23 protein-coding genes are annotated in these 25504 nt (G+C 61.6%); 8 read left to right on the top strand and 15 right to left on the bottom strand.

The features are described 5' to 3' along the window. The first annotated feature begins 172 nt into the window (after window positions 1-172). Genes AB5I78_RS14705 through AB5I78_RS14685 form a run of 5 tightly spaced genes read left to right on the top strand, consistent with a single transcriptional unit; the run spans window position 173 to window position 5730 of the window. Window positions 173-1822: an AMP-binding protein gene (locus AB5I78_RS14705; RefSeq protein ID WP_262209620.1), complete on the top strand. Its 1650-nt coding sequence runs from the start codon at window positions 173-175 to the stop codon at window positions 1820-1822. Between the two features lie 21 nt (window positions 1823-1843). After that, window positions 1844-2611: an SDR family NAD(P)-dependent oxidoreductase gene (locus AB5I78_RS14700; RefSeq protein WP_145160817.1), complete on the top strand. Its 768-nt coding sequence runs from the start codon at window positions 1844-1846 to the stop codon at window positions 2609-2611. A gap of 12 nt (window positions 2612-2623) precedes the next feature. After that, the gene (locus tag AB5I78_RS14695; RefSeq protein WP_369302886.1) at window positions 2624-3808 is read left to right on the top strand and encodes an acetyl-CoA C-acyltransferase; all 1185 of its coding nucleotides are present in this window, start codon (window positions 2624-2626) and stop codon (window positions 3806-3808) included. Window positions 3809-3817: 9 nt separating this feature from the next. After that, window positions 3818-4945 (top strand): acyl-CoA dehydrogenase, encoded by a 1128-nt coding sequence (locus AB5I78_RS14690; protein WP_145160813.1) that lies wholly within the window; start codon window positions 3818-3820, stop codon window positions 4943-4945. A gap of 11 nt (window positions 4946-4956) precedes the next feature. After that, window positions 4957-5730 (top strand): enoyl-CoA hydratase, encoded by a 774-nt coding sequence (locus AB5I78_RS14685; protein WP_145160811.1) that lies wholly within the window; start codon window positions 4957-4959, stop codon window positions 5728-5730. A 259-nt stretch (window positions 5731-5989) separates the two neighbouring features. Here the strand turns inward: AB5I78_RS14685 and AB5I78_RS14680 are convergent, their stop codons facing one another. The 12 genes from AB5I78_RS14680 to arnC all read right to left on the bottom strand — a co-directional run bounded on the left by AB5I78_RS14680 (window position 5990) and on the right by arnC (window position 19093). Continuing rightward, window positions 5990-7141 carry an acyl-CoA dehydrogenase family protein gene (locus tag AB5I78_RS14680; RefSeq protein WP_369302885.1) on the bottom strand — a complete coding sequence of 384 codons (1152 nt, stop codon included), beginning with the start codon at window positions 7139-7141 and terminating at the stop codon, window positions 5990-5992. Between the two features lie 3 nt (window positions 7142-7144). Beyond that, window positions 7145-8248 (bottom strand): enoyl-CoA hydratase/isomerase family protein, encoded by a 1104-nt coding sequence (locus AB5I78_RS14675; protein WP_369302884.1) that lies wholly within the window; start codon window positions 8246-8248, stop codon window positions 7145-7147. 131 nt (window positions 8249-8379) lie between these two features. Next, entirely contained in the window at window positions 8380-9090 is a 711-nt protein-coding gene (locus tag AB5I78_RS14670) for an HPP family protein (protein WP_369302883.1), read from the bottom strand. 175 nt (window positions 9091-9265) lie between these two features. Continuing rightward, a complete protein-coding gene (locus AB5I78_RS14665; protein WP_277933606.1) occupies window positions 9266-9475 on the bottom strand; it encodes a type VI secretion system contractile sheath small subunit in 210 nt (69 codons plus the stop codon). A gap of 297 nt (window positions 9476-9772) precedes the next feature. Continuing rightward, on the bottom strand, window positions 9773-11395 hold the full coding sequence (locus AB5I78_RS14660) for an ArnT family glycosyltransferase (RefSeq protein ID WP_369302882.1): 1623 nt from the start codon (window positions 11393-11395) through the stop codon (window positions 9773-9775). Between the two features lie 3 nt (window positions 11396-11398). Further along, complete coding sequence (locus AB5I78_RS14655) at window positions 11399-12778, bottom strand: UDP-glucose/GDP-mannose dehydrogenase family protein (RefSeq protein WP_369302881.1); 1380 nt, start codon at window positions 12776-12778, stop codon at window positions 11399-11401. After that, window positions 12775-13188 (bottom strand): 4-amino-4-deoxy-L-arabinose-phosphoundecaprenol flippase subunit ArnF, encoded by a 414-nt coding sequence (gene arnF / locus AB5I78_RS14650; RefSeq protein ID WP_145160797.1) that lies wholly within the window; start codon window positions 13186-13188, stop codon window positions 12775-12777. The genes AB5I78_RS14655 and arnF overlap by 4 nt, the downstream gene beginning before the upstream one ends. Continuing rightward, the gene (arnE, locus tag AB5I78_RS14645) at window positions 13185-13532 is read right to left on the bottom strand and encodes a 4-amino-4-deoxy-L-arabinose-phosphoundecaprenol flippase subunit ArnE (RefSeq protein WP_056860014.1); all 348 of its coding nucleotides are present in this window, start codon (window positions 13530-13532) and stop codon (window positions 13185-13187) included. Before arnE ends, arnF begins: the two co-directional genes overlap by 4 nt. Further along, window positions 13529-15184 carry a lipid IV(A) 4-amino-4-deoxy-L-arabinosyltransferase gene (gene arnT / locus AB5I78_RS14640; protein ID WP_369302880.1) on the bottom strand — a complete coding sequence of 552 codons (1656 nt, stop codon included), beginning with the start codon at window positions 15182-15184 and terminating at the stop codon, window positions 13529-13531. The genes arnE and arnT overlap by 4 nt, the downstream gene beginning before the upstream one ends. Then, entirely contained in the window at window positions 15181-16065 is an 885-nt protein-coding gene (arnD, locus tag AB5I78_RS14635; RefSeq protein WP_369302879.1) for a 4-deoxy-4-formamido-L-arabinose-phosphoundecaprenol deformylase, read from the bottom strand. Before arnD ends, arnT begins: the two co-directional genes overlap by 4 nt. Next, a complete protein-coding gene (gene arnA / locus AB5I78_RS14630) occupies window positions 16065-18056 on the bottom strand; it encodes a bifunctional UDP-4-amino-4-deoxy-L-arabinose formyltransferase/UDP-glucuronic acid oxidase ArnA (protein ID WP_369302878.1) in 1992 nt (663 codons plus the stop codon). Before arnA ends, arnD begins: the two co-directional genes overlap by 1 nt. Beyond that, on the bottom strand, window positions 18053-19093 hold the full coding sequence (gene arnC / locus AB5I78_RS14625; protein WP_145160790.1) for an undecaprenyl-phosphate 4-deoxy-4-formamido-L-arabinose transferase: 1041 nt from the start codon (window positions 19091-19093) through the stop codon (window positions 18053-18055). The genes arnA and arnC overlap by 4 nt, the downstream gene beginning before the upstream one ends. A 471-nt stretch (window positions 19094-19564) precedes the next feature. Between arnC and AB5I78_RS14620 the strand changes: the two genes are divergently transcribed. Together AB5I78_RS14620 and xerC are read left to right on the top strand one after the other, a co-directional pair. Further along, window positions 19565-20383, top strand: coding sequence for a M949_RS01915 family surface polysaccharide biosynthesis protein (locus AB5I78_RS14620; protein ID WP_242196605.1), 819 nt, complete (start codon window positions 19565-19567; stop codon window positions 20381-20383). Window positions 20384-20491: 108 nt separating this feature from the next. Further along, window positions 20492-21406, top strand: coding sequence for a tyrosine recombinase XerC (xerC, locus tag AB5I78_RS14615; protein WP_242196608.1), 915 nt, complete (start codon window positions 20492-20494; stop codon window positions 21404-21406). Window positions 21407-21522: 116 nt separating this feature from the next. Here the strand turns inward: xerC and AB5I78_RS14610 are convergent, their stop codons facing one another. Continuing rightward, the gene (locus AB5I78_RS14610) at window positions 21523-22380 is read right to left on the bottom strand and encodes an SDR family oxidoreductase (protein WP_145160784.1); all 858 of its coding nucleotides are present in this window, start codon (window positions 22378-22380) and stop codon (window positions 21523-21525) included. Between the two features lie 95 nt (window positions 22381-22475). Next, entirely contained in the window at window positions 22476-23387 is a 912-nt protein-coding gene (locus AB5I78_RS14605) for a LysR substrate-binding domain-containing protein (protein WP_369302877.1), read from the bottom strand. 113 nt (window positions 23388-23500) lie between these two features. Here AB5I78_RS14605 and AB5I78_RS14600 point away from each other — a divergent pair, with 113 nt between their 5' ends. Next, window positions 23501-24109 carry a LysE family translocator gene (locus AB5I78_RS14600; RefSeq protein ID WP_369302876.1) on the top strand — a complete coding sequence of 203 codons (609 nt, stop codon included), beginning with the start codon at window positions 23501-23503 and terminating at the stop codon, window positions 24107-24109. Between the two features lie 9 nt (window positions 24110-24118). Here AB5I78_RS14600 and AB5I78_RS14595 read toward each other — a convergent pair whose 3' ends face one another. Next, window positions 24119-25324: a multidrug effflux MFS transporter gene (locus AB5I78_RS14595; protein ID WP_145160777.1), complete on the bottom strand. Its 1206-nt coding sequence runs from the start codon at window positions 25322-25324 to the stop codon at window positions 24119-24121. Window positions 25325-25504: the final 180 nt, after the last annotated feature.

Below are 25504 nucleotides of genomic sequence, written 5' to 3'. Positions count from 1 at the left end.
AGCGTCCAATCACTTGAACTGACCGGCTGATCAGCGCGATCAATGATTGGCCAAACCAGTCAGCCAAGTTGAAGGCTTTGACCATTGCTGCTGTAACGCTGCAGAGCGACTATTTCCACGGTTTACGTGCTCAAAAACGTCCTGAAAATAAAAACCACAAGGATTTGAAGCGATGCGTGAGTATTTGGCTGCCACTACCGAGTTTGATTACCAGCACACCGTCGACGCCGCACTGGCCGGCAACCTGCAGGCGCTCAATGCCTGCGTGGAATGCTGCGACCGGCACGCACTGCCGGGCCGCATCGCGCTGTTCTGGGAAGGCAAGGACGGGCGCAGCGCCACGTCCACCTTCACCGACTTGCAGGACCAGGCCGCCCGCTTCGCCAATTTCCTCCTGGCCCAGGGCGTCAAACGCGGCGACAAGGTGGCCGGCCTGCTGCCGCGCACCGCAGAATTGCTGGTGGTGGTGTTCGCCACCTGGCGTATCGGCGCGGTTTATCAGCCGCTGTTTACCGCCTTCGGGCCCAAGGCCATCGAACATCGCTTGAGCAGCTCCGGCGCCGCGCTGGTGGTCACCGACGCGGTGAACCGGCCCAAGCTTGTGGACGTGGAAGGTTGCCCGACTATCGTCACCGTCGCCGGGCCCAAAGGCGAAGGCATCGTGCGCGGCGACTACAGCTTCTGGGCTGAATTGCCGAATTACTCCAACGCCTGCGAGCCGGTGATGCTGGACGGTGACGCGCCGTTTCTGCTGATGTTCACCTCGGGCACCACCGGCCCGTCGAAAGCCCTGTCGGTGCCGCTCAAGGCCATCGTTGCCTTTCAGCGCTACACCCGCGACGCAGTAGACCTTCGCCCCGAAGACGCGTTCTGGAACGTTGCCGACCCGGGTTGGGCTTACGGCATCTATTTTGGCGTGACCGGGCCGTTGTCCATGGGCCACCCGATCACCTTTTACGATGGGCCGTTCACCCTGGAGAGCACCTGCCGGGTGATCAACAAGTACGGCATCACCAACCTGACGGGCTCGCCGACCGCGTACCGCCTGCTGATCGCCGGCGGTGAGCAGTTCGCCCGCGCGATCAAGGGCAAGCTGCGCATTGTCAGCAGCGCCGGCGAACCCCTGAACCCGGAAGTAATCCGCTGGTTCGCCGATAACCTGGGCGTGACCATCCACGACCACTATGGCCAGACCGAACTGGGCATGGTGCTGTGCAACCACCACGGCCTGGCGCATCCGGTGCATGTCGGCTCAGCCGGGTTTGCCTCGCCGGGGCACCGCATCGTGGTGCTCGATGACAACCATCAGGAACTGCCCGCCGGCCAGCCGGGCATTCTCGCCATTGACCGCGAACAGTCGCCGATGTGCTGGTTCGCCGGTTACGACGGCGTGAAGACCAAGGCCTTTGTCGGCAAGTACTACCTCAGCGGCGACACCGTGGAGCTGAACCCGGACGGCAGCATCAGTTTTGTCGGGCGCAGTGATGACGTGATCACCACCTCTGGCTACCGCGTCGGGCCCTTCGACGTGGAAAGCGCCTTGGTCGAGCACCCGGCCGTGGTCGAAGCCGCCGTGGTCGGCAAGCCCTGCCCGGAACGCACCGAGCTGGTGAAAGCCTTTGTGGTGATCAACGAGCAATACCGCGCCACGCCTGAGTTGGCCGAAGAGCTGCGCCTGCACGTGCGCAAGCGCCTCGCCGCGCATGCCTACCCGCGAGAAATCGAATTTGTCAGCGACTTGCCGAAAACCCCGAGCGGCAAGCTGCAACGTTTTATTTTGCGTAATCAGGAAATCGCCAAGGCTCAAGCAGCCTTGGCGTGATCCCTTTCAAAGGAAATCAAGATGCAGATTGAAAACAAGGTATTCCTGGTCAGCGGCGGCGCTTCGGGCCTCGGCGCGGCCACCGCTGACATGCTGGTAGCCGCCGGCGCCAAGGTGATGCTGGTGGACCTCAACGCCGAAGCCGTCGCGGCCAAGGCCCGGCAGTTGGGCGATAACGCCCGCAGCGCCGTGGCGGACATCAGCCAGGAAGCGGCTGCCGAAGCGGCCGTGCAAGCCGCCGTCGCCGCGTTCGGCGGTTTGCATGGGTTGGTGAACTGCGCCGGTGTGGTGCGTGGCGAAAAAATCCTCGGCAAGAACGGCCCGCACGCGCTGGCAAGCTTTGCCCACGTGATCAACGTCAACCTGGTCGGCAGCTTCAACCTGCTGCGCCTGGCCGCCGCCGCTATCGCTGAAACCGAGGCGAATGCCGACGGCGAGCGCGGCGTGATCATCAATACCGCGTCGGTGGCCGCCTTTGACGGGCAGATCGGCCAGGCGGCGTATGCCGCGTCCAAAGGCGCCATCGCCAGCCTGACGCTGCCTGCTGCTCGCGAACTGGCGCGCTTCGGCATCCGGGTCATGACCATCGCCCCGGGCATTTTCGAAACGCCGATGATGGCCGGCATGACCCCAGAGGTGCGCGATTCCCTGGCCGCTGGCGTGCCATTTCCGCCACGCCTGGGCAAACCGGCCGAGTACGCCGCGCTGGTGCGGCACATCATTGAAAACAGCATGCTCAATGGCGAGGTCATCCGTCTCGACGGCGCCTTGCGCATGGCCGCCAAGTAAGGAGAATTTTTCATGCACGATCCGATTGTTATCGTCAGCGCCGTCCGCACGCCCATGGGCGGTTTCCAGGGCGACCTCAAGGGCCTGACTGCGCCGCAACTGGGGGCCGCCGCGATTCGCGCCGCCGTCGAACGCGCCGGCATCGCCCCGGACGCGGTGGATGAAGTGCTGTTTGGCTGCGTATTGCCCGCAGGTCTCGGCCAGGCGCCTGCGCGTCAGGCAGCATTGGGCGCCGGGCTGGACAAGGCCACGCGCTGCACCACGCTGAACAAAATGTGTGGTTCGGGCATGGAGGCGACCATTCTCGCCCACGACTCACTGCTGGCCGGCAGCGTCGAGGTGGTGGTGGCCGGTGGCATGGAAAGCATGTCCAACGCGCCGTACCTGCTGGACCGCGCGCGCAGCGGCTACCGCATGGGCCACGGCAAGGTGCTCGACCACATGTTCCTCGACGGCCTCGAAGACGCTTACGACAAGGGCCGCCTGATGGGCACCTTTGCCGAAGACTGTGCCGAGCACAACGGCTTTACCCGTGAAGCCCAGGACGCCTTCGCCATCGCCTCGCTGACCCGTGCCCAAGAGGCAATCACCCACGGCAGCTTCGCCGCCGAAATCGTCCCGGTGCAGGTCACCGTCGGTAAAGAGCAAAAAACCATCCTGCATGACGAACAGCCCCCCAAAGCCAAGCTGGACAAGATCGCCAGCCTGAAACCGGCCTTCCGCGAAGGCGGTACGGTGACGGCGGCCAACTCCAGTTCGATCTCCGACGGCGCGGCGGCGCTGCTGCTGATGCGTCAGTCTGAAGCGCAAAAGCGTGGGCACAAACCGCTGGCAATCATTCATGGGCACGCGGCGTTCGCCGACGAGCCGGGGCTGTTCCCGGTGGCGCCGGTGGGGGCGATTCGCAAGCTGATGAGCAAGACCGGCTGGCACCTTGGCGACGTGGATTTGTTCGAGATCAACGAAGCCTTTGCGGTGGTCAGCCTGGTGACCATGAGCAAGCTGGAAATCCCCCACAGCAAGGTCAACATTCACGGCGGCGCCTGCGCGCTGGGGCATCCGATCGGCGCTTCGGGCGCGCGCATCCTGGTGACCTTGCTCTCGGCGCTGCGCCAGAAAGGCCTCAAGCGCGGCGTTGCGGCCATTTGTATCGGCGGCGGTGAAGCCACGGCCATGGCCGTCGAATGCGTGTATTAAGGACTTTTTATGCTGCCCAATGACGAACAACTGCAAATCAGCGACGCGGCCCGGCAATTTGCCCAGGAGCGCTTGAAACCTTTCGCTGCCGAGTGGGACCGCGAGCACCGCTTTCCCAAGCAAGCCATCGGCGAAATGGCCGAGCTGGGCTTTTTCGGCATGCTGGTGCCGGAACAGTGGGGCGGCTGCGACACCGGTTACCTGGCCTATGCGATGGCGCTGGAAGAAATCGCCGCCGGTGACGGCGCCTGCTCGACCATCATGAGCGTGCACAACTCGGTGGGCTGCGTGCCGATTCTAAAATTCGGCAACGATCAGCAGAAAGAGCAGTTCCTCAAGCCGCTGGCCAGCGGTGCCATGCTCGGCGCCTTTGCGCTGACCGAACCGCAGGCCGGTTCCGATGCCAGCAGCCTGAAAACCCGCGCGCGCCTGGACGGCGATCACTACGTGCTCAATGGCTGCAAACAGTTCATCACCTCCGGGCAAAACGCCGGGATCGTGATTGTGTTTGCGGTCACCGACCCGGCCGCCGGCAAGCGCGGGATCAGCGCGTTTATCGTGCCCACCGATTCCCCCGGTTACACCGTGGCGCGGGTCGAAGACAAACTCGGCCAGCATGCGTCCGACACCTGCCAGATTCTGTTTGAAGACGTGAAGGTGCCGGTTGCCAACCGATTGGGCGAGGAGGGCGAAGGCTACAAGATCGCCCTGGCCAACCTTGAAGGCGGCCGCGTCGGCATCGCTTCGCAATCGGTGGGCATGGCGCGCGCGGCATTTGAAGCCGCGCGTGACTATGCACGCGAGCGCGAAAGCTTCGGCAAAACCTTGATCGAACACCAGGCCGTGGCGTTTCGCCTGGCGGACATGGCCACGCAAATTGCCGTCGCCCGGCAGATGGTGCATTACGCCGCCGCCCTGCGTGACAGCGGCAAGCCAGCCTTGGTCGAGGCCTCGATGGCCAAGTTGTTCGCCTCGGAAATGGCCGAAAAAGTCTGCTCGGCCGCCTTGCAAACCTTGGGCGGTTACGGTTACCTGAGCGACTTTCCCTTGGAGCGGATCTACCGCGATGTGCGGGTCTGCCAGATTTACGAAGGCACCAGCGATATCCAGCGCATGGTCATCTCACGCAATCTTTAAGGAGCCATTAGATGAGTTACGAAACCATTTTGCTCGAGGTCCAGGACCGCGTCGGGCTGATTACCCTTAATCGCCCGCAAGCCCTGAACGCCTTGAATGCGCAACTGGTCAGCGAGTTGAACCAGGCGCTGGACAGCCTGGAAGCCAACCCGCAAATCGGCTGTATCGTGCTGACCGGCTCGAAAAAAGCCTTCGCCGCCGGTGCCGACATCAAGGAAATGGCCGAGCTGACCTACCCTCAGATTTACCTGGACGACCTGTTCAGCGACAGCGACCGCGTGGCCAACCGCCGCAAGCCAATTATTGCCGCCGTCAACGGCTTTGCCTTGGGCGGCGGCTGTGAACTGGCGTTGATGTGCGACTTCATCCTTGCCGGCGACGGCGCCAAGTTCGGCCAGCCGGAAATCAACCTCGGCGTGCTGCCGGGCATGGGCGGCACCCAGCGCCTGACCCGCGCGGTGGGCAAGGCCAAGGCCATGGAAATGTGCCTGACCGGGCGCTTTATCGATGCGGTGGAAGCCGAGCGTTGCGGGATTGTGGCGCGTATCGTGCCGGCGGATGAGCTGCTCGAAGAGGCGCTGAAGGTGGCGACGCTGATCGCCGGCAAATCCGTGCCGATCAGCATGATGGTCAAGGAAAGCGTGAACCGCGCGTTTGAAGTGAGCCTTTCCGAAGGCGTGCGCTTTGAGCGCCGGGTGTTCCATGCGGCGTTTGCAACGCAGGATCAGAAGGAAGGGATGGCAGCGTTTGTGGCCAAGCGCGCGCCGGAGTTCAAAGATAAGTAACCGGCTTCAGGACTACTGAAACGCAACTTGTGGGAGCGGGCTTGCTCGCGAATGCGCTGGATCAGTCGATCCATTCGCTGACTGATACGCCGTATTCGCGGGCAAGCCCGCTCCCACTTTGGTTTTGCGGCGTGTTGATTAGCCTGGTGAGCGCTTGATGTGGGAGCTGGCTTGCCTGCGATAGCCTCACCTCGGTCCGGCACGTGAACCGAGGTGCCTGCATCGCCGGCAGGCCAGCGCCTACACAGCCGGTATTGGCTTAGAGCTGGTAGTTTTTCAGCTCGCGCGCGATCACCATCCGCTGAATTTCGCTGGTGCCCTCGTAAATCTGCGTGATCCGCGCATCCCGGTAGTAACGCTCCACCGGATAATCCTCCAGATACCCATACCCACCGTGAATCTGCATCGCGGAGGAGCAGACCTTTTCGGCCATTTCCGAGGCGAACAGCTTGGCCTGGGACGCTTCCGACAGGCACGGCTTGCCGGCACTGCGCAGGCGCGCGGCGTGCAGGATCAGCAACCGCGCGGCATTCAGGCGGGTTTGCATGTCGGCCAACAGGTTGGCGACACTCTGGTGCTCGATAATCGCCTGGTTGAACTGCACGCGATCGCGCGCATACGCCAGCGCCGCCTCAAAGGCCGCGCGGGCGATGCCCAGGGCCTGGGCAGCAATGCCGATGCGCCCGCCCTCGAGGTTGGACAGGGCAATGGCCAAGCCTTTGCCACGCTCACCGAGCAAATTGGCTTCGGGCACCGTGCACTGGTTGAGGGTGACGGCGCAGGTATCCGACGCGCGAATGCCCATCTTGTGTTCTGTGCGGTCAACCACAAACCCTGGCGTGCTGGTGGGCACCAGGAACGCGGAAATGCCGCGTTTGCCCAAGTCCGGATCCGTCACCGCAAACACAATGGCCAGCTTGGCGCGTTTGCCGTTGCTGACAAACTGCTTGGCGCCATTGATCACCCACTGGCCATCGCGCAGTTCGGCGCGTGTGCGCAGGTTATGGGCTTCGGAACCCGCCTGGGGTTCGGTCAGGCAAAAGCAGCCGATGGCCTGGCCACTGGAAAGGTCGGGCAGCCAGGTTTCTTTCTGCGCTTGTGTGCCGTAGTTGAGGATTGGCCCGCAACCGACTGAATTATGGATACTCATCAGGGCGCCGGTGGCGCCGTCGCCGGCCGAGATTTCTTCAACCGCCAGGGCGTAGGCGACGTAATCGACATAGGTGCCGCCCCATTCTTCGGGCACCACCATCCCCAGCAGGCCCAGTTCGCCCATCTTGGCGACCAGGGCATCATCGATCCAACCGGCTTTCTCCCACGCTTGGGCGTGGGGCGCGATTTCACCGCGGGCAAAGTCGCGCGCCATGTCGCGAATCATCACTTGTTCTTCAGTATATTCAATATCTTGCATGGCTTATCTCCCAAACTGCTTGAAGTCGTGGAAGAAGCTCTCCACATGGCTGGCGTCCAGGTCGTGGATCGTGGCTGGGCGCCAGCGCGGCGTTTTGTCCTTGTCGATGATCAACGCGCGCACCCCTTCGATCAGGTCGCCGCGCTCGAACCACTGGCGATCCAGGTGCAATTCCAGCGCGAAGCACTGCTCCAGCGGCAGGCGGCGGCCACGGCGCAGCATTTCCAGGGTAACGGCCATCGCCAGCGGTGAGCGGGTCTGCATCAGGGCGACGGTGTTCAGCGCCCACTCATGGGTGTCGGCGACGGTGACTTGCTGCAACTGCTCGACGATGCTTGGCACGTCTGGCAGGGCGAAGAAATGGTCGATAGCCGGGCGCAATGCTGCCAGCGGCGCGTCGGGCAATTGCTGGACGGCCAGTTTGGCGAGCACGCCTTGCAGGTCCTTGAGCGGCGAGTCCTGCCATTGCAGGCGGTCGAGTTTCTGGTCCAGGTCAGTGAGCCGGGTGCTCTCCAGATACCAGTCTGCCAACCCGCAATACAACGCGTCGGCCGCGCGGATCTGTACGCCGGTGACGCCCAGGTAAATCCCCACCTCGCCGGGTATGCGCGGCAGGAAGTAGCTGCCGCCCACATCCGGAAAATATCCAATGGCCGTTTCCGGCATCGCCAGGCGGCTGCGCTCGGTGACCACGCGCAGATCAGCGCCTTGCACCAGGCCCATGCCGCCGCCGAGCACGAACCCGTCCATCAACGCCAGGACGGGTTTGCGGTAATGGTGGAGGGCCAGGTCGAGGGCGTACTCCTCGACGAAGAAGTCGGCGTGCAGGCTGTCGCCGTTCTTGAAGCTGTCGTACAGCGAACGGATGTCGCCACCGGCGCAAAAGGCTTTTTCGCCAGCGCCGCGCAGCACCACGGCGTAGACCTGCGGGTCATCCGCCCAGGCCTGTAACTGCGCCGTCAGGCTGCGAACCATGTCCAGGGTGATGGCATTCAAGCCAGCGGGGCGATTGAGGGTAAGGTGGCCAATGTGGTTGCGAACGTCGGCCAGCACTTCGTCCTGAAGAATTTCGGCGCGGCTTGCTTCGGATGAAACCTGAGCAGTCATCTGTAACTCCCTGCTTTTATTGTTCTTTATCAAGATGTTCGCGGAGGAACCCTCTCGCGATCGTACCAGTGCAAATTTGCCCAGTACAACCCGGAATCATGCAGGTCGTTTTTGCATTTATGCACGCAGGCTCAGGCGGCGCGACGGGCCAGTACTTCGCCGACGCTGCGGCGTCGTGCATGGCCTTCTGCGGCATGGATCAACTGTTCGAGTTCGCTAGGTTGCACATCGTAAAACTGCTCCATCTCGGCCAGCGCCAGCTTCAAGTCGGCCGCCGTGATTGCCGGGTCTGTTGCGGCCGCCGCACTGCCAATGACCGCCGCAGGCGACTCGACCGCACCCCTGGGATAGCGCGTGCGCGTGGCGTTGTTATATGCCAGTGCACACGTCAGCAGCGCACCCGCGCCGAGCATGACCGGCGCCAGTTCCTGCCATCCAAGGGCCATGGAGGCCGGGTCTGCCAGTACCAGCGTCATCGCCAGGCCACCGGCCGGCGGGTGCAGGCAACGCAGCCAGCAAATCAGGATAACGGTCATGCCCGCCGCCAGGCACGCGCTGCCCAGCGTACGCCCCAATACACGGGCGACCAGCAGTGCCACCACGCCCGCGCACAAATAGCTGCCGATGATCGACCAGGGTTGAGCCAGCGCACCGGAAGACACCGCAAACAGCAACACAGCCGAGGCACCGAGCGGGCCGAGCAGGTGCAGCGCGACCTGCATGCCAAACACTTGGGCGCACAGCCAGACACTGAACAGCGTGCCCAAGGCCATGCCGATCGCGGCACGGCTCCATTCAGCAGGGCGGGTATTGATTGCAGCAGGTAACCAACGGGTAAGCATTCAAAGGGTCCTGAAAGTGCGGGCGAAAAAAAAGGCTTGCCTGGTTGCCCGGAAAAGCCCTTTCCAACGTTTGGGGAGGAACCTGCACAGTGTGCCGACCTTTGCTGATGGGCTCCACTGCATATTAATGAGGATTGAGTGCAAGTTTATTGAACTCAAATCGCTTTGAGTGAGCTTAAATGACTTCGCCGAAAGGAATCAGGCGCGTCATCTGCGCAAAGGGTGGGCTGATATGGCCCAGTACGCGCCTGTCGATCTCTTCATTGAACAGCTGTTTTTGCAGGTTTTGCTGCAGTGTCAGGTCGCTGGCCAGTGGCCCCTTCAACGCCACCAGGGCGTCGCGCAGCGCCATCAACCGATCCAGCCTCGGCACGGGAATTGACATCGGATCTTCCGCCACGGCATTGCCCTCGTATGCGTAAGCCGCCGTGTGTATGGGCAGCCTACTGCGTCCTTGTTATCCAGGGTGCGCCAGCCTCGAGCTGGCGAGATAAGCCACACGTTGGGGCTGTAATGGGTTACCGCACCTGGCAAACGAGTCTACATTTGGGTTCCAGGCGCCGGAAGACAAAGTGCACCAGCCATTACGCATAGCTGTGTAGGTGCTTTCTCGGTTGCGATAATGAAAACGCCCACTCTTGTTGAAGTGGGCGTCGTCTTGTACACGGGGCCAATACTGCGATCAGGGCGCCGGGGTTTTCTCCAGATGCAGCAACACATAAGGGTCTTTGTCGAACTCCCCGGTGAGCGTCGGCGTAACCGATTTCAAGCGCGGATCCTGCAGGTTTTCGAAATCCTGCGCGCTCATCACCAGCCAGGCAGGCCCTTGCAGCGGCGCCAGGTCTGCTGAGGAATGGGTAAACAACGGCACCTTGTCACAGTTGAAGTTGACCATGAACTTGATGGCTTTCGCATCCTTGCCCAAACCATGCAGTACCACAGGCGCCGGCTGCTGCGTGATCTGGTCTTTGACCGCAAGGGTGAAGGTGCGCGTGTCGTAAAGCGCGCGCTCCAAGGGTTCAACCACCACGATGTAAGTCGTCCAGAGCGCCAGCACCGCAGCGAAGGCCGACCCCGTTGCGCGTATCCGCACGTTGAAGACCGCCAGCAGCGCCACTACCTGAAGCACGCCCAGTACGCCGAAGATCACCCCCAGGCTGCCCAGTTGCTCTGCGTAACGCCGGCGCGCCACCACCAGCCCGACGGCCAGCAGTGCCGGCATCAGCGTCCAGATGCCCAGCATCAAGGCGCGCAGCCCTGCAAACAGCCGCCCCTGGGTGACCTGGAACGGGTAGGCCGCCAGGATCGCCGCCATCGGCAACATCGGCAGGATGTAGCGCGCCTTTTTTGCCTGAGGCACCGACAAGCCCAGCATCACCAGCAACCCGGCCGCTGCGCAATACAACACCAGCTGCAAGGCCGGGTCTGGCGTGCGGCGCCCGCCAGCGGCCACCGCCACCAGCACCAACAGTGCCAGTGGATAGGCCAGGGCGTAATTGCCCAGCGAGCTGGTGAAGTAATACAGCGCGCCGCTGGAACCTTCGGTGCCATCCATGCGCCCCAGAAACTGCATGCGGATCACGTCCTGCATGAAGTCTTCGCCACCGCTGAGCTTGGCCAGCAGCAGCAACAGGCCCACACAGGCCGCCAGCAACGCGAGGGCAATCAGGCCGAAGGTGAACAGTTGGCGCCACTGCCGGTTGAGCAGGTAATAGCTGCACAGCACGCCCGTTGGAATTACCAGGCCGATCGGCCCACGGATGGCGAAGCCGATGATCAGCAACAGGAACAACCAGTGCAGGCGTTTCGGGCTGGCGAAATGATCATGCGCATAACCCAGGTAAAACACCGCCAAGGCCACCGCCGCGAGCATCTGGTCGAGGGACACCGCCCGGGTTTCACTGATGAACGTGCTGCTGAGCAGCAGCATCGCAATACTCAGCAGGCCCCAACGCACGGAGTAGGGCGCCGTCAGCCGATACACCAGCACCACGATCAGCGCCGAAGCGATGGCCGTGGGCAACCAGGCGGTCAAGCTGGTGACCTGGCCCAGGGGCAACGAGAACAGCCACGTCAACACGGTCGAGGTGGCCAGGTAATCGGCGTAGGGCTGCCCGTAGGTCGTGGGGAAAAAACTCGGCCCATGACGCAGCATTTCCTGGGCAAACACCACGAAGCGCGAGTCAAACCCGATAATCGCCTGGTGCCAGTTGCCGGCAATAAACAGCACCAGCGCCAGGAGCCCAAGCCCCAGCGACTGGTGACGGATCGTTGCAGTGAGCAGGGGCGGATAAGCTTTGTTCACGTATCAGGCTTCCTTGACCTGCTCTACCCAGTTTTGCTGAGGGATCGGCAGTTCACACGAGTCGCCACGGCCCATCGGGAAGTACTTGAAGCCTTTGCGTGCCAGGCGTTCGCCGTCATACAGGTTGCGACCGTCGAAGATCACCGGGTTTTTCAGGCGAGCGTGGATCAGGTCGAAATCCGGCGCCTTGAACTGCTGCCATTCGGTGCAGACGATCAGCGCATCGGCGCCGCTCAAGGCCGATTCCGGCGTGCCCAGCAGCGTCAGGCGTGACTCGTCGCCGTAGATGCGCTGGGTTTCCTGCATGGCTTCCGGGTCAAATGCGCGGACATTGGCGCCCGCGGCCCACAAGGCTTCCATCAGCACGCGGCTCGGTGCATCGCGCATGTCATCGGTGTTGGGCTTGAACGCCAGGCCCCACAAGGCAAAGGTCTTGCCCTGCAGGTTGCCCTGGAAGTAAGCGTTGATGCGCTCGAACAGCTTGCTCTTCTGGCGCTGGTTGATGGCTTCCACGGCTTCCAGCAAGTCACTGGAGCAGTTGGCTTGCTTGGCGCTGTGGATCAAGGCGCGCATGTCCTTGGGGAAGCAGGAGCCGCCGTAGCCGCAACCGGGGTAGATGAAGTGGTAACCGATCCGCGAGTCGGCGCCGATGCCCAGGCGCACGGCTTCGATGTCCGCGCCCAGGTGTTCGGCCAGCTCGGCGATCTGGTTGATAAAGCTGATCTTGGTCGCCAGCATGCAGTTGGCGGCGTATTTGGTCAGTTCGGCGCTGCGCAGGTCCATGAAGATGATGCGGTCATGGTTGCGGTTGAACGGCGCGTAGAGGTCGCGCATCACTTCACGCACTTCCTCGCGCTCACAGCCGATGATGATGCGGTCCGGACGGCGGCAGTCGGCGACGGCCGAGCCTTCCTTGAGGAATTCCGGGTTGGAGACGATATCGAACTCCAGGTGCCGGCCGGCGGTGCGCAGGTTCTTTTCGATGTGCGCACGCAGGGTGTCGCCGGTGCCGACGGGAACGGTGGATTTTTCAACCAGGATCACCGGCTCCACGCGGTGGCGGGACACGGCATCACCCACCGACAGCACGTATTTGAGGTCGGCCGAGCCGTCCTCGTCCGACGGCGTGCCCACGGCAATAAACAGCACTTCACCGTGTTCGACCGCGAGCTTTTCATCGAAGGTGAAGTGCAGGCGCCCGCTTTCCAGGTTTTCCTTGACCATGGCCGCAAGCCCCGGCTCGAAGATGGTCACATGGCCTTTCTGGAGCGACTCGACCTTGCTCTTGTCCACGTCCATGCAGATCACATCGTGACCGACTTCGGCCAATACGGTGGCCTGCACCAGACCGACGTAACCGCTACCAAATACACTGATTTTCATGGGGCATTCCTGGGGCTTGCAACGCTAGCACGACGAGAGTTAATAACCAGAACACCGAGGATGACCAACGCCACCCCCAGGGTTTTTGAAAGCGAAAAAGCTTCGTTGAACACCGGCAGGCTGGCAGCCAGCAGGTAGACCAACGCGTAGCTGATGCTGAGCAGCGAATAGGCGCGGCCCAGCGGCAAATGCTTGAGTGCGCCGAGCCAGCACAGCATCGACAGCGCATAGGCGATGATCGCCAGGATCACCACGCCCAAGGCGCCAAGGTCGATGGCATTGCTGTTGAACGCGTTCAGCCAGTCGGCTGGCAGCGGCAGGCGCGTCATGCTCCAGCGCATGCCCAATTGGGCGGCGCTGACCAGGCCGACACTGCCAAGGGCCAGGGCAAAGCCTTGAGCCCGGCTCATACGTGACGCCCCAGCAACACCACACCGCCGATCACCAGCGCCACGCCCAGCCAGTGCCGGCCGTCGATGTGTTCATGAAAAACAAAGCGCGCCATCAGCGTGACCAGTACAAAATTCAGGCTGAGCATCGGGTAGGCGATGCCCACTTCCAGACGCTGCAACACCAGCAGCCAGACCAACAGGCCCAGGCCCAGGCACACCAGCGCCGACCACAGCCACGGCGAGCGCAATTTGGGCGCCCAACCGTCTGGCTGGTCGCGCCAGCTTTCGACGGCAAACTTTTGCGAGACCTGGCCCATGCACGTCAGCAGGCATGCGCCCAGCAATAGAAGCAGGGTGATCATTGCGCGGCCTGTGGGAAAATCAGGATCACGATGTTGCCTTGCTCATAGCGTTTACCGTCCTTGGGCAGCAGGTTGACTTCGGCGACTTCATCGTCACCCTTGACCCGCATCACCACACCGACAGAACCTTTCTTGCGCGCCTCGCTCATCCATTGCTGGACTTCGTTGGTGTCGATCCTGCGGTGCGCGGTGTCCGGGTAGGCGATGCCGTATTTCACTTCGCCGACCGTGTTGTAGAGGCTGACGTCCGGACGCCCCATGCGCCACGACAGCGCCGATGCCGCGCCAAGGTCATTGCTGAGCAGGGAGGCAGTGGGTTGCAGTTCGTCCAGGTGATCGATGATGAACTGGTCCGGGGTCTTGTTGTAAACCACCGAATGCGGCAACGCGGCGGGCACCAATGCCACCAGCAACCAGCTGCCGATCACCGGCGCGGCCCACAGCTTCAGCGGTCGCGCCGCCTGGAGCAGGTTGACCACGATCCAGCCGAACAGGAAGGTGAACAGCAGCACCAGGCTGAAGGTTTCTTCGCCGTGTTCATACATGGGCTTTTTCAGTTGGAACCAGCTGAGCGCCAGCACCGCCAGAACACCCAGCGCCAGGTTCAACCCGCCGTTGATGCGCAATGCGCGGCCGTGGCCCAGGGCAAGCTTGTCGCTCAGGGTCGAGCCCATCAACAAGGCCAACGGCAGCAGGCACGGCATGATGTACGACGGCAGCTTGCCTTTGGCCAGGCTGAAAAATGCCAGGGGCATCAGCAGCCACAGCAACAGGTAGGCGGTCTGCGGCAGGCGCTTTTGCAGCCACGCCTGTTTGATAGTGGACGGCAACAGGGCAATCCACGGCAGCGAGAACGCGACCATCAGCGGCAGGTAGAACCAGAACGGCTCGGCGTGCTGGGCGTCGTCACCGGCAAAACGCTGGATATGTTCGTGCCAGAAGAAGAAGTTCCAGTAATCCGGCTCTTGCAGGTGCACGGCCAGCGCCCAGGGCAGGCTGACGATAATGGCGACGACCACGGCAACCACGCCGTACCCGAGCAGCTCACGAAAACGCTTGTGCCAGATCGCATAGGGCAGGGCGATCAACACCGGCAGCAACCAGGCCAGAAACCCCTTGGTCATGAACCCCATGCCGCAGGCAAAACCCAGCAACGCCCAGGACCACAGGCGGCCCTGGCGGGTGTTGCTGTCAAAGCAGAACCACAGCGCAACGCCGGTCAGATTGACCCAGAAGGTGAACTGCGGGTCCAGGTTGGCGTAGCCACCCAGCAAGGCCACGCTGACAAAGCTCATGTACAGCACGGTGCTGACCAGGCTTTTTTGCGGCTCATTCCACAAGCGGCGCGACACCAGGTAAACCAGCACAATGCTCAGCCCGGTACTCAAGGCCGAGGCAAAGCGCACGCCGAACAGGTTCTGACCGAAGATCGCCTGGCCCAGCGCGATCATCCAGTAGCCGGCAGCGGGTTTCTCGAAGTAGCGGATGCCCATGAAATGCGGCGAGGCCCATTTGCCGGTCAGCAGCATTTCCTGGCTGATCTGCGCGTACCGGGTCTCATCGGGAATCCACAGGCCGTGGCTGGCCAGCGGTAACAGGTAAAACACACCAAACGCCAACAGGAGCAGGGGCAATGCCCAGCGCCGGATCATGCCTGCTGCACTCCGAGCCATCCCTCGCGGCCGCTCAACACGCCGCGCACCAAATGTTGCTGGGGCAGGGTGGTCACATCCGCAGGCAGCAGCTCGCCCAGGGGTTGGAAGTCGATGCCGCGCTGCCCGGCCTGGGCAAGCAACTGGCGAAAATCATCAGCCATCAGAATCCCTTCTACTTCTGCGTGGATCGTGTAGACGTTCAGCTTCGACGCGCTAAACCGGTCAAGAATGAAGCTGTTGAAGTCTTTGGCAGCCACTACCGGCCCGACGACTTCGTCGAAGGTCGGCAGGTCTACCGGAATTTGTGGGGTGCCCGCACTGCCATCGGCCAAGGTCGGACGAAACAGGCTGGTGCCCCGGCAATCGCTGTTGTAGCGAAAATTGAACGTTTGCTTGGCTTGCACCACACGCTCATCGGCACGCCAACCGGCGGCAGCTGAACAGTCGATGCGTTCACCCAGGATGTCGCTCAGGGTGTCAACGCCACGACGGATCTGCTCGATGAGTTGTGCCTCGCTCCAGCGCCCGGTGTTGGCCTGCCAGCCGTGGTGATCCCACGCATGCAGGCCGACTTCATGGCCGGCAGCCTTGGCCTGGCGCATCAAATGCCCCAGGTCACGGCCAATCGGTTTGCCCGGCCAGGCGGTGCCGGCCAGCAAGATATCCCAGCCATACAGCCCGGCGGCATTGGAACGCAGCATCTTCCACAGAAATTGCGGGCGGATCAGGCGCCACAAGTGGCGCCCCATGTTGTCCGGCCCAACGCTGAAGAAGAACGTCGCTTTAACCCCGGCTTCATCCAGGGATTCGAGCAACCGCGGCACACCTTCACGGGTGCCACGGTAGGTGTCGACGTCAATGCGCAAGCCTGCCTTCATTACTTTTTGTCCGCGATTTCGAGCATGGCTTCTTTGAGGAAGAAGTCCAGGGTGTTGCCGATGGTTTCGCTCATCTCAACGGTAGGCTCCCAGTTCAGCAGGCGCTTGGCGTTTTCGATGCTTGGCTTGCGGTGTGCCACGTCCTGGTAACCGGTGCCGTAGAACGCCTTGCTCTCTACGTCGCGGAAACCGGCGAACGGCGGGAAGTTGCTGCGCAGCGGGTGAGCTTCGAACTGACGCAGCAGTTCTTCGCCCAACTGACGGATGCTGGCTTCGTTTTCCGGGTTACCGATGTTGATGATCTGACCGTTGCAGTTGTCATTGTCGTTATCAATGATGCGCGCAAGGGCTTCGATGCCGTCGGCGATGTCAGTGAAGCAGCGCTTCTGCTCGCCACCGTCGAACAGACGGATCGGCGTGCCTTCCACCAGGTTGAGGATCAACTGGGTGATGGCGCGGGAGCTGCCGATACGCGCAGAGTCCAGACGGTCAAGGCGCGGGCCCATCCAGTTGAACGGACGGAACAGGGTGAACTTCAGGCCTTTGTCGCCGTAAGCCCAGATCACGCGATCCAGCAGTTGCTTGGAGACCGAGTAGATCCAGCGTTGCTTGTTGACCGGACCGACGACCAGGTTGGAGGTGTCTTCGTCGAAGTACTGGTCCTGGCACATGCCATAGACTTCGGAGGTCGACGGGAAGATCACGCGCTTGTTGTACTTGACGCAGTAGCGAACCAGTTTCAGGTTCTCTTCGAAGTCCAGTTCGAACACGCGCAGCGGGTTGCGGGTGTATTCGATCGGCGTGGCGATGGCCACCAGCGGCAGGACCACGTCGCACTTCTTGATGTGGTACTCGATCCACTCGGAGTGAATGCTGATGTCGCCTTCCACGTAATGGAAGTTCGGGTGGCTGCGCAGGCGCTCGATGGCGTCGGAGCCGATGTCCAGGCCGTAGATTTCGTAACGGTCGTCACGCAGCAGGCGCTCGGACAGGTGGTTACCGATAAAGCCGTTCACACCCAGGATCAGTACACGGGTACGGCGTGGCTTGCGGCCGGACTCGGCGCCGCGCAGCACGGAACCGTCCACCAGGCCCAATTCATCGGCCAGGGAAGGGCCGGCCAGGTACAGGCCGTTTTCGTTGCGCTGGCCGAACTTGACCACCAGCGAGTCTTCGCCGCAGGCAATGCGCAGCGGGTTGACGCTGATTACGCGGCCTGGTGCCAGGCCTTCGTTGCCCTTGACCACTTCAGAGTGCCAAACGATCAGTTTGTGCTCGCCCACAGCGCAGAAGGCGCCCGGGTACGGTTGGGTGACGGCGCGAACCAGGTTGAACAGCTCTTCAGCCGGCTTTTTCCAGTCCAGCTTGCCATCGGCAGCGGTGCGACGGCCGAAGTAGGTGGCCTTGGTCTCGTCCTGTGCGGTTTCAGCCAGTTTGCCCTGGGCCAGTTGCGGCAGTGCGTCGCGCAGCAGGCTGGTGGCGGCGTCACGCAGCTTGGCGTGCAGGGTCAGGCCGGTGTCGGTACGGTCGATGACGACTTTCTGCTGGGCCAGGATCGGGCCGGCATCGGCGCGCTTGACCATACGGTGCAGGGTCACGCCGGTTTCGGTTTCGCCGTTGACCAGCACCCAGTTGGCCGGTGCACGGCCACGGTATTGCGGCAGCAGGGAGCCGTGCAGGTTGAACGCGCCTTTTTTGGCGGTGGCCAGCAAGGCTTCGCTGAGCAGGTTGCGGTAGTAGAACGAGAAGATGAAATCCGGGTTCAGCTTGGCGATGCGCTCGATCCACAGCGGGTGGTTGGCGTCTTCCGGTGCGTGCACCGGGATGCCGTTGCGGGCGCAGAGTTGGGCGACGGAACCGTAGAAATTGTTTTCCTTGGGGTCGTCGGCATGGGTGAACACGGCAGCAATGTCGTAGCCGGCGGTCAGCAGGGCTTCAATGCCTGCACAGCCAATATCGTGGTAAGCGAAGACAACAGCTTTTGAATTCATGACGAAACCTGATCGGAAGGAGAAGTAGAAGTGGAGGTATGGGAGGACACCAGGCCGTCAACAACGACCACGGGTGCCGGTGCTGCCGGTTGGTTGCGCAGCACTTTTTCAATGAAGAAACGGGGGCGGGCGCGCACATCGCTGTACATGCGACCCAGGTATTCACCCAGCAGGCCCATGCCGATGAACTGGCCACCAGTGAACACGAACAGCACCGCGAACAGCACGAACATGCCATCGCCGGCCCACTGAGCACCAAAGGCCAGGCGCAGGACGACCAGTGCAAAGGCGAACAGCACGCCCAGGGCGGCCAGGCTGAAACCGACAATCGACAGCAGGCGCAGCGGCGTGGTGGTCATGCACGTCAGCAGGTCGAACATCAGGCTGATCAGGCGCATGGCGCTGTATTTGGATTCGCCGTGCTCACGCTCAGCGTGATGCACCAGGATTTCCGTGGTGTGGCGGGCAAAACCGTTGGCCAGGATCGGGATGAAGGTGCTGCGCTCGCGGCAGGCAAGCATGGCGTCGACGATGGTGCGTCGGTAAGCGCGCAGCATGCAGCCGTAGTCGGTCATGGCCACGCCGGTGGAGCGTTGCACGGCCAGGTTGATCAGGCGCGAGGGCCAGCGGCGGAAGGCCGAGTCCTGGCGGTTGTTGCGTACGGTGGCGACCACGTCGTAGCCCAGAGCGGCTTGCTCGACGAGACGCGGGATTTCTTCCGGCGGGTTTTGCAGGTCGGCGTCGAGGGTAATCACCACCTCGCCACGGCACTGCTCGAAGCCGGCCATGATCGCCGCATGCTGGCCGTAGTTACGGTTGAGGATCACCGCCACTACATGGCTGCCTTCTTGCGCGGCAGCGTCTTCCAGCAATTGGGCCGAGTTGTCGCGACTACCATCATCCACCAGGATGATTTCGTATTCGTAGGCCAGTTGCTTGCAGGCTGCGCTTGTGCGACGCAGCAATTCAGGCAGGCTCTCTTGTTCGTTGTAGACCGGGATGACGATCGACACGCAATGAATAGGGTAGGGTTTCAAAGATTCATGACCTCGGGGCTAGAGCAGGTTGGCGCGTGAAAACAGCAGTCATCAGCGGCTGAAGGTTCAGAAAACTGATTAAACATAGCGTGGGTTTGCGGTGTTCATTCGACCTTCCTGAGACTGGCAATAATTTCTTCCATGGGCAAGCGTAGTAAAGACGAAATGTCTCAAAGGTAAAGCGTAATCAACAAGTTAGTTCGATAACACGCGCCTCGTTCTCAAGTCCTGGGGCCAAGATTAAGCGGAAAAATGTTGAACGAATATGAAAGGCGGATGAAAAACTCGTTTATTTGACAGGTAGACAGCTAGGGTTCAGCTAACTAACTGAGGCGCCAGGGGATACCTTGAACAGGTAAAACCGCGGCGTTTTTTGCAGCTTGCAGTGTGCCGCCTGTTTTATTCAACAAACTTCTCTGCATTGCCCCTCAAGTGCCGGTAAAGTAAGCCATCTCTTGCCAGGGTACTCGGATGAATAGCGTGCAGCTTTTACGCGGCCAATTGCGGCCCGCGTTGATGGGATTGTTGATGGCTGTGGCCTGCGTCACAACCGTGCGCGCCGACGATGGCGTGGCGCTCACCTCGGTCGATCAGGTGCCCGAAGGCGTCGAAGTGCGTGGCAAACAGGTCGCGGCCTACACCTGGGACGACAGCCAGGGCAAGAACCTGCTGGTGCTCGCCGAGCAGGTCAGCGAACGCGATGACGATGGCACCCAGTCGGCGTTCGTCTACGCGGCCCAGTACCTGCTCGCTGGCGATCATCCCAAGCGCGTGTGGATGCTTTACGACGATGTGCAGCATTGCCAGTTCGACGCCGCGCTGCGTTTTGACATGGCCGCCACCAAAGTCACCGACCTCACCGGCGACGGCATCACCCAGGCCACTGTGGGCTATTCGCGTACCTGCACCAGCGATGTCAGCCCGAACGAATTCAAGCTGATCATGCACGTCGGCAAATCCCAGAAGTACCGCCTGCGCGGCGTCGATCGCGTTGGCGCGAGCTGGTGGGACGAGGAGGCCGGCGCCTTGCGGGGCATGCCACTGCCCAAGGATTGCAGCGTGGCGGCGCAACAGGCGCTGGTCAGTCAGTACAAGGAGCAGGGCACCGAGTTACCTCTGCCGGGCTGCTATGGCGATGAAAAGGACTTTGCCAAGGCGCCGGACAGCTACCTGGCGTTCATGCGCCAGCATTGGTTCGCGCTCATGCAGAAGCAGGACACCGAGTGGAGTCAATCCCAGACCCAGCCTCAGCCCGACGACCCTACCGGGGATGACGAAACGGCCCCGTGATTTTGTGCCAGGGCCGGTCCTGCGCTAGACTCGGCCCTCGCCAATTCACTAAATACCTCGATTAAACAATGGCTTGATTGAGGTATTTAATCCAAAGGCTGATCTCCCTTGACTGAGTCTATCCGCAACCCGCTGACCCTTTATCTCACCCGCCTGGCGCCCTCCAGCCAGCTGACCATGCGTTATGTGTTGCAGGACGCCGCTGACCGCCTGGGCTTCGAAGACATCAACCTCGAGGACATCGACTGGCACCTGCTGCAGCCTGAACACGTGATTGCCCTGGTCGCCGCACTGCGCGAGGACGGCTACGCACCCAACACCTCTTCGCTGTACGTGAATGCCGTGCGTGGGGTGATGAACGAAGCCTGGCGCATGAGCCTGATCAGCCAGGATCACCTGCTCAAGATGCGCTCGGTCAAGGCGGCTCCCGGTACCCGGCTGGGCCAGGGGCGCAATTTGCGTCGCAGCCTGATCCGCGAACTGATGGAAGTCTGCGCCGCCGACCCACGCCCACAGGGCCTGCGGGATGCGGCGGTGATCGGCATTTTGTATGGGTCGGGCATGCGCAAGTCGGAGTCGGTGAACCTCGACCTGACGCAGATCAACTTCCAAGAGCGCAGCCTGCGCGTGACCGGCAAAGGCAACAAGGCGTTGATCAAGTACGCGCCCGCTTGGGCATTTGAAAAGCTGACAGCCTGGCTGGACTTTCGTCGCGAGCAGCTCAAGGACGGCGAGCAGGACGATACGTTCCTGTTCAACCGCATTCGCCGGGGCAGCCATATCACCCGTGAGCGCATTACCAAACACGCGATTTATTACATCGCCCGTCAACGCGGCGAACAGGTTGGCGTGAAAATCATGCCGCATGATTTCAGGCGTTCGTTCATCACCCGGGTGATTGAGGAACATGACCTGTCAATTGCGCAGAAACTCGCGCACCACAGCAATATCCAGACTACCGCCAGCTATGACGTACGCGACGACAATGAACGGCGGCGGGCCGTGGACCGGTTTGATTTATAACTTCAGCCAAAAATGCGAGAGGGGGCTTGCTCCCGAAGACGCAGGGTCAGCGACTCACTGACTGACCCTCCGTTATCGGGAGCAAGCCCCCTTCTTTACTTGGTTGTGTACCGGGTTTAAAGGATTGGCTTGCCGCCGGTGACCGCGTAGCGCGAACCGGAGATATAGCTGGCTTCATCCGAGGCCAGCAACACATAGATCGGCGCCACCTCTACCGGCTGGCCAGGGCGACCCAGCGGGGTTTCGCTGCCAAAGCTCTGCACGTCTTTGTCAGTCATGGTCGACACGATCAGCGGTGTCCAGATCGGGCCCGGGGCCACGCTGTTGACGCGGATGCCTTTGTCACCCAGCAATTGCGCCAGGCCGCCGGTGAAGTTGGCGATGGCGCTCTTGGTGGCGGCATAGGCCAGCAGCGTCGGCTTGGGCATGTCGGAATTGACCGAACTGGTATTGATGATCGAACTGCCGGCTTTCATGTGCGGCAGGGCGGCCTTGCAGATGCGAAACATCGCGGTGATGTTGATATCGAAGGTGCGTACCCATTCCTCGTCTTCGATCTCTTCCAGGGTTTCGTGGGTCATCTGGAACGCGGCGTTATTCACCAAAACGTCAATGCGCCCGAACTGCTCGACGGTCTTGTCGACCAGCGCCTGGCACGTGGCCTTTTGCGCAATATCGCCGGGCAGCAGCAGGCATTGGCGGCCTGCTTCTTCAACCCAGCGTGCAGTCTCCCTGGCGTCCTCATGCTCGTCCAGGTAAGCGATGGCCACATCGGCGCCTTCACGGGCAAACGCAATGGCGACTGCGCGGCCAATGCCGCTGTCGGCACCGGTGATCAGTGCGATTTTGTTGGCCAGCCGGCCCGAGCCCTTGTAGCTCTTCTCGCCGCAGTCGGGGTACGGGTCCATTTTTTTCTGGGAACCGGGTACGGATTGGGCTTGTGGGGCGAAGGGTGGGCGAGGGTAGTCAGTCATCTCAGTCTCCATAGGTCTTTAAGGGTGCTATGGAGTTAGTAGTTTTGCCGGCGGCGATAGTTGTAGTGAATGTCGGGCGAGCCCGACGAATGGTTTCAGCCAGCCGCAGGCAAGAACTCAAGGCCTGGCAAATTCAGGGTTGGAACGAGTGCGGTCAGGCACTCGTACAGTTCACGCAACTTGGGTGAGTGGCGGCTCTCCCTGGGCCAGACCAGATAGTAGCCATCGCCCGAGGCGACGGCCGCTGCACAGGGCAGCCTGATCAGGCCGTCGCGCACATCGTTGGCCACCAGGTGCAGGTCGCCGATCGAAACACCATGGCCGCGCATGGCCGCCGAGATCGCCTGGTCGAGCGTATCGAAGACCTTGCCACGGTCCAGGTCGATACGCGCGTGAGACGGCTGGGCGGCCAGCCAGCGTCGCCAGTCCCGGCGATCGGCAGTGGGGTGGATCAGTTCGGCCTCGGCCAGGTCAGTGACCACCCAGCCAGGCGCGCAAATGGGGATCAACCATTCATCAAACAATTTGTGTGCGTGCATATCGGCGCCGAACTGACCGTTGCCGAGCAAAATCGCGCAGTCGTAAGGCTCTGCGTAAAAATCCACGCTGTCGAAATCCATCCAGACACTGGCCAGCTGTATCGCCAGTTCAGGCTCGCTGAGCTTGAGGAGGTCAAGCGTGTGCAGCAGCCAGCGCATGGTCAGCGTCGATGGGGCCTTTAAACGTAAATCGCCAGTGCCTGCGCGGAAGGGCGCGCACGCTTGCTCGATGATGCGAAAGCCGACCTTGAGTTCCTGCGCGAGCCGTTCGCCCGCAACGGTGAGTTTCAGTCGAGGCCCATGGCGTTCGAACAAGCGGCAATCGAGGAGGCCCTCGAGGGTTTTGATATGGCGGCTAACCGCACTTTGAGTCAATGACAGGGATTGCGCCGCGCGTGTAAACGAAGACGTACGGGCCGCCACTTCAAAGGCGCGCAGGGCATACAGCGGTGGAAGGCGTTCGGCCATGGACGTCATTCATTGTGATTAATACTCATAGTAGGGCACAGGCTTTTACGTTTTTCAACGCGCGCGGCCTGGCGCAAGCTCGCACGCCTTACCTCACGAGGCGTTTTAGCGCGATGAATAGCTCGTTACTTCTGATTTACGTCTTCAGTGTGTTGGCCCTGATCGTCACGCCCGGGCCGGTGGTGGCGCTGATCATCAATACCAGCCTGCAATTTGGGAGCCGGCGCGCGCTGTTGACGGCAGCGGGCACCAACCTGGCATCGCTGATCCTGGCCCTGGTGGCGGTACTGATTTTGTCGGGGAGTTTTTCCGTCAGTCCAGGTGTGCTGAGCGCGATCAGCTTTCTGGGCTGCCTATTCATTTTGCACCTGGCGGTCCAGGGGTTGCGTTATCCACCTGGGCAAGGTATCCAGGCCCGCCGCGCGCGAAGCGGTATCAGCACGGGGTTTGTGGTGGGAATTTCCAACCCCAAGGACATCATTTTCTTCGTCGCCTTCTTCCCTCAATTCATCCACGTGGCGGACTCGTTCAGCGCCAGCGTGGCGTGGTTGACCGGGCTGTGGGTGCTTATCGACTTTATGGTGCTGGCGGGGTACATCGCCCTCGCGCGCCAGGCGTTCGCGCTCAAATACCGCGTGGGTATCAATCGCGTGGCATGCCTGGTGCTGCTGGCCGTGGCCCTGATGGGAATCGTGCATTCAGGGCGTTGGCTGCTGGGATGACGAGGCGTATCAGCGTCGTGGCGAAGGCTGTAGATGTGCGGGCAAACGGCGCAGTGTCCACCAGGTGGTCAGCATTGCCGCGACTGCGCAGAGGGCGATGCCGATCAGCATCGGTGCCGGCGTATGGTCGGCGTACAGCCCAATCAGGGTCATGGACACGGCAGCGGTGATCATCTGGATGGCGCCCAGCAGGGCCGACGCAGAACCCGCGACGGCGCCGTGGTCCTCCAGGGACAACACGCCGGCCGCTGGCAACAGCAGGCCGAGAAAGCCAAAGCCGATAAACAGCAGCGTCATCATCACCGCCAGGTGATTGCCCCACAGCGTGGTGGCGGCCAGCAGCACCATGATCGCCGCCACCGCCATGACCGACCAGCGAATCACCGGCGCCAGACCAAAGCGCGCGCTCAGGCGTGCGGTCATTTGGCTCATGGCGAAGAACGACGCGGCATTCAGCGCAAAGCACAGGCTGAATTGCGTCGGCGTCAGGCCGAAATATTCGATGTACACAAACGGCGCGCTGCCGATGAACACAAAGAAGGTGGCCAGTCCAAAGCCGCTGACCACCGCCAAGCCGATAAACACCGGGTCGCGCAGCAGTGCGCCGTAGCTGCCGATGGCGTCGCCCAGGGTCTTGCCCAATCGGCGCTCGGCCGGGTGGGTTTCCGGCAACTGCACAATGGTCATCACCAGGCACAGCACGGACACCACAGCCAGTACGGCAAACACTTCGCGCCAACTCCAGAGTGAAATCACCACGCTGCCGGCCAACGGCGCCAGGATCGGCGACACGCTCATCACCAGCATCAGCAAGGCCATCAGGCGCGCGGCTTCGTGGCCGGTGTACAGGTCACGCACAATCGCCCGCGGGATGACCATGCCGGCGCACGCGCCGAAGGCTTGCAGGGCGCGAAAGCCGATCAGCACTTCGATGCTCGGTGCCAGGGCACAGCCGACACTGGCCACGGCGAAAATCACCAGGCCGGCATAGATCGGCGGCTTGCGCCCGTACACATCGCTGAGCGGACCGTAGAACAGCTGGCATACGCCGATGATCATGAAAAACACCGTCAGGCTCATCTGCACCGCCGCCGGCGAAGCCTGCAGGCTCGCGCCCAGGGTGGGCAAGGCGGGCAGGTAACTGTCGATGGCGAAAGGGCCGATGGCGGTGATCAACCCCAGCAACAGGGCGAGGTGGGCGATGCTTCGAGACATGGGGTGTTCCGGGTGACGGCGAAAGACCGGCCAGCTTAGAGAGCCGCCCGAGGGGTTACAAGGTGGCGTTTACACAGGCGCTACATTTTTTGGCAGTGAGCCTGTCGCGACGGCCCATTCGGGCTGACCATTGATCTTTGCGCTGAAAAATAGATTGAATATTCACACTTAATGTTATTT

Source organism: Pseudomonas sp. N2-3-1-14 (assembly GCF_041228395.1).
In the GTDB taxonomy this organism is placed as follows: domain Bacteria; phylum Pseudomonadota; class Gammaproteobacteria; order Pseudomonadales; family Pseudomonadaceae; genus Aquipseudomonas.
Note: the sequence above shows the minus strand (reverse complement) of the source record. Positions and strands in the feature narration are given on the sequence as shown.

Excerpts from the sequence above, each read along its gene's own strand:
- AB5I78_RS14705 (WP_262209620.1), top strand. The coding sequence starts at position 173 with ATGCGTGAGTATTTGGCTGCCACTACCGAGTTTGATTACCAGCACACC.
- AB5I78_RS14700 (WP_145160817.1), top strand. The coding sequence starts at position 1,844 with ATGCAGATTGAAAACAAGGTATTCCTGGTCAGCGGCGGCGCTTCGGGC.
- AB5I78_RS14695 (WP_369302886.1), top strand. The coding sequence starts at position 2,624 with ATGCACGATCCGATTGTTATCGTCAGCGCCGTCCGCACGCCCATGGGC.
- AB5I78_RS14690 (WP_145160813.1), top strand. The coding sequence starts at position 3,818 with ATGCTGCCCAATGACGAACAACTGCAAATCAGCGACGCGGCCCGGCAA.
- AB5I78_RS14685 (WP_145160811.1), top strand. The coding sequence starts at position 4,957 with ATGAGTTACGAAACCATTTTGCTCGAGGTCCAGGACCGCGTCGGGCTG.
- AB5I78_RS14680 (WP_369302885.1), bottom strand. The coding sequence starts at position 7,141 with ATGCAAGATATTGAATATACTGAAGAACAAGTGATGATTCGCGACATG.
- AB5I78_RS14675 (WP_369302884.1), bottom strand. The coding sequence starts at position 8,248 with ATGACTGCTCAGGTTTCATCCGAAGCAAGCCGCGCCGAAATTCTTCAG.
- AB5I78_RS14670 (WP_369302883.1), bottom strand. The coding sequence starts at position 9,090 with ATGCTTACCCGTTGGTTACCTGCTGCAATCAATACCCGCCCTGCTGAA.
- AB5I78_RS14665 (WP_277933606.1), bottom strand. The coding sequence starts at position 9,475 with ATGTCAATTCCCGTGCCGAGGCTGGATCGGTTGATGGCGCTGCGCGAC.
- AB5I78_RS14655 (WP_369302881.1), bottom strand. The coding sequence starts at position 12,778 with ATGAAAATCAGTGTATTTGGTAGCGGTTACGTCGGTCTGGTGCAGGCC.
- arnF (WP_145160797.1), bottom strand. The coding sequence starts at position 13,188 with ATGAGCCGGGCTCAAGGCTTTGCCCTGGCCCTTGGCAGTGTCGGCCTG.
- arnE (WP_056860014.1), bottom strand. The coding sequence starts at position 13,532 with ATGATCACCCTGCTTCTATTGCTGGGCGCATGCCTGCTGACGTGCATG.
- arnT (WP_369302880.1), bottom strand. The coding sequence starts at position 15,184 with ATGATCCGGCGCTGGGCATTGCCCCTGCTCCTGTTGGCGTTTGGTGTG.
- arnD (WP_369302879.1), bottom strand. The coding sequence starts at position 16,065 with ATGAAGGCAGGCTTGCGCATTGACGTCGACACCTACCGTGGCACCCGT.
- arnA (WP_369302878.1), bottom strand. The coding sequence starts at position 18,056 with ATGAATTCAAAAGCTGTTGTCTTCGCTTACCACGATATTGGCTGTGCA.
- AB5I78_RS14620 (WP_242196605.1), top strand. The coding sequence starts at position 19,565 with ATGAATAGCGTGCAGCTTTTACGCGGCCAATTGCGGCCCGCGTTGATG.
- AB5I78_RS14610 (WP_145160784.1), bottom strand. The coding sequence starts at position 22,380 with ATGACTGACTACCCTCGCCCACCCTTCGCCCCACAAGCCCAATCCGTA.
- AB5I78_RS14605 (WP_369302877.1), bottom strand. The coding sequence starts at position 23,387 with ATGGCCGAACGCCTTCCACCGCTGTATGCCCTGCGCGCCTTTGAAGTG.
- AB5I78_RS14600 (WP_369302876.1), top strand. The coding sequence starts at position 23,501 with ATGAATAGCTCGTTACTTCTGATTTACGTCTTCAGTGTGTTGGCCCTG.
- AB5I78_RS14595 (WP_145160777.1), bottom strand. The coding sequence starts at position 25,324 with ATGTCTCGAAGCATCGCCCACCTCGCCCTGTTGCTGGGGTTGATCACC.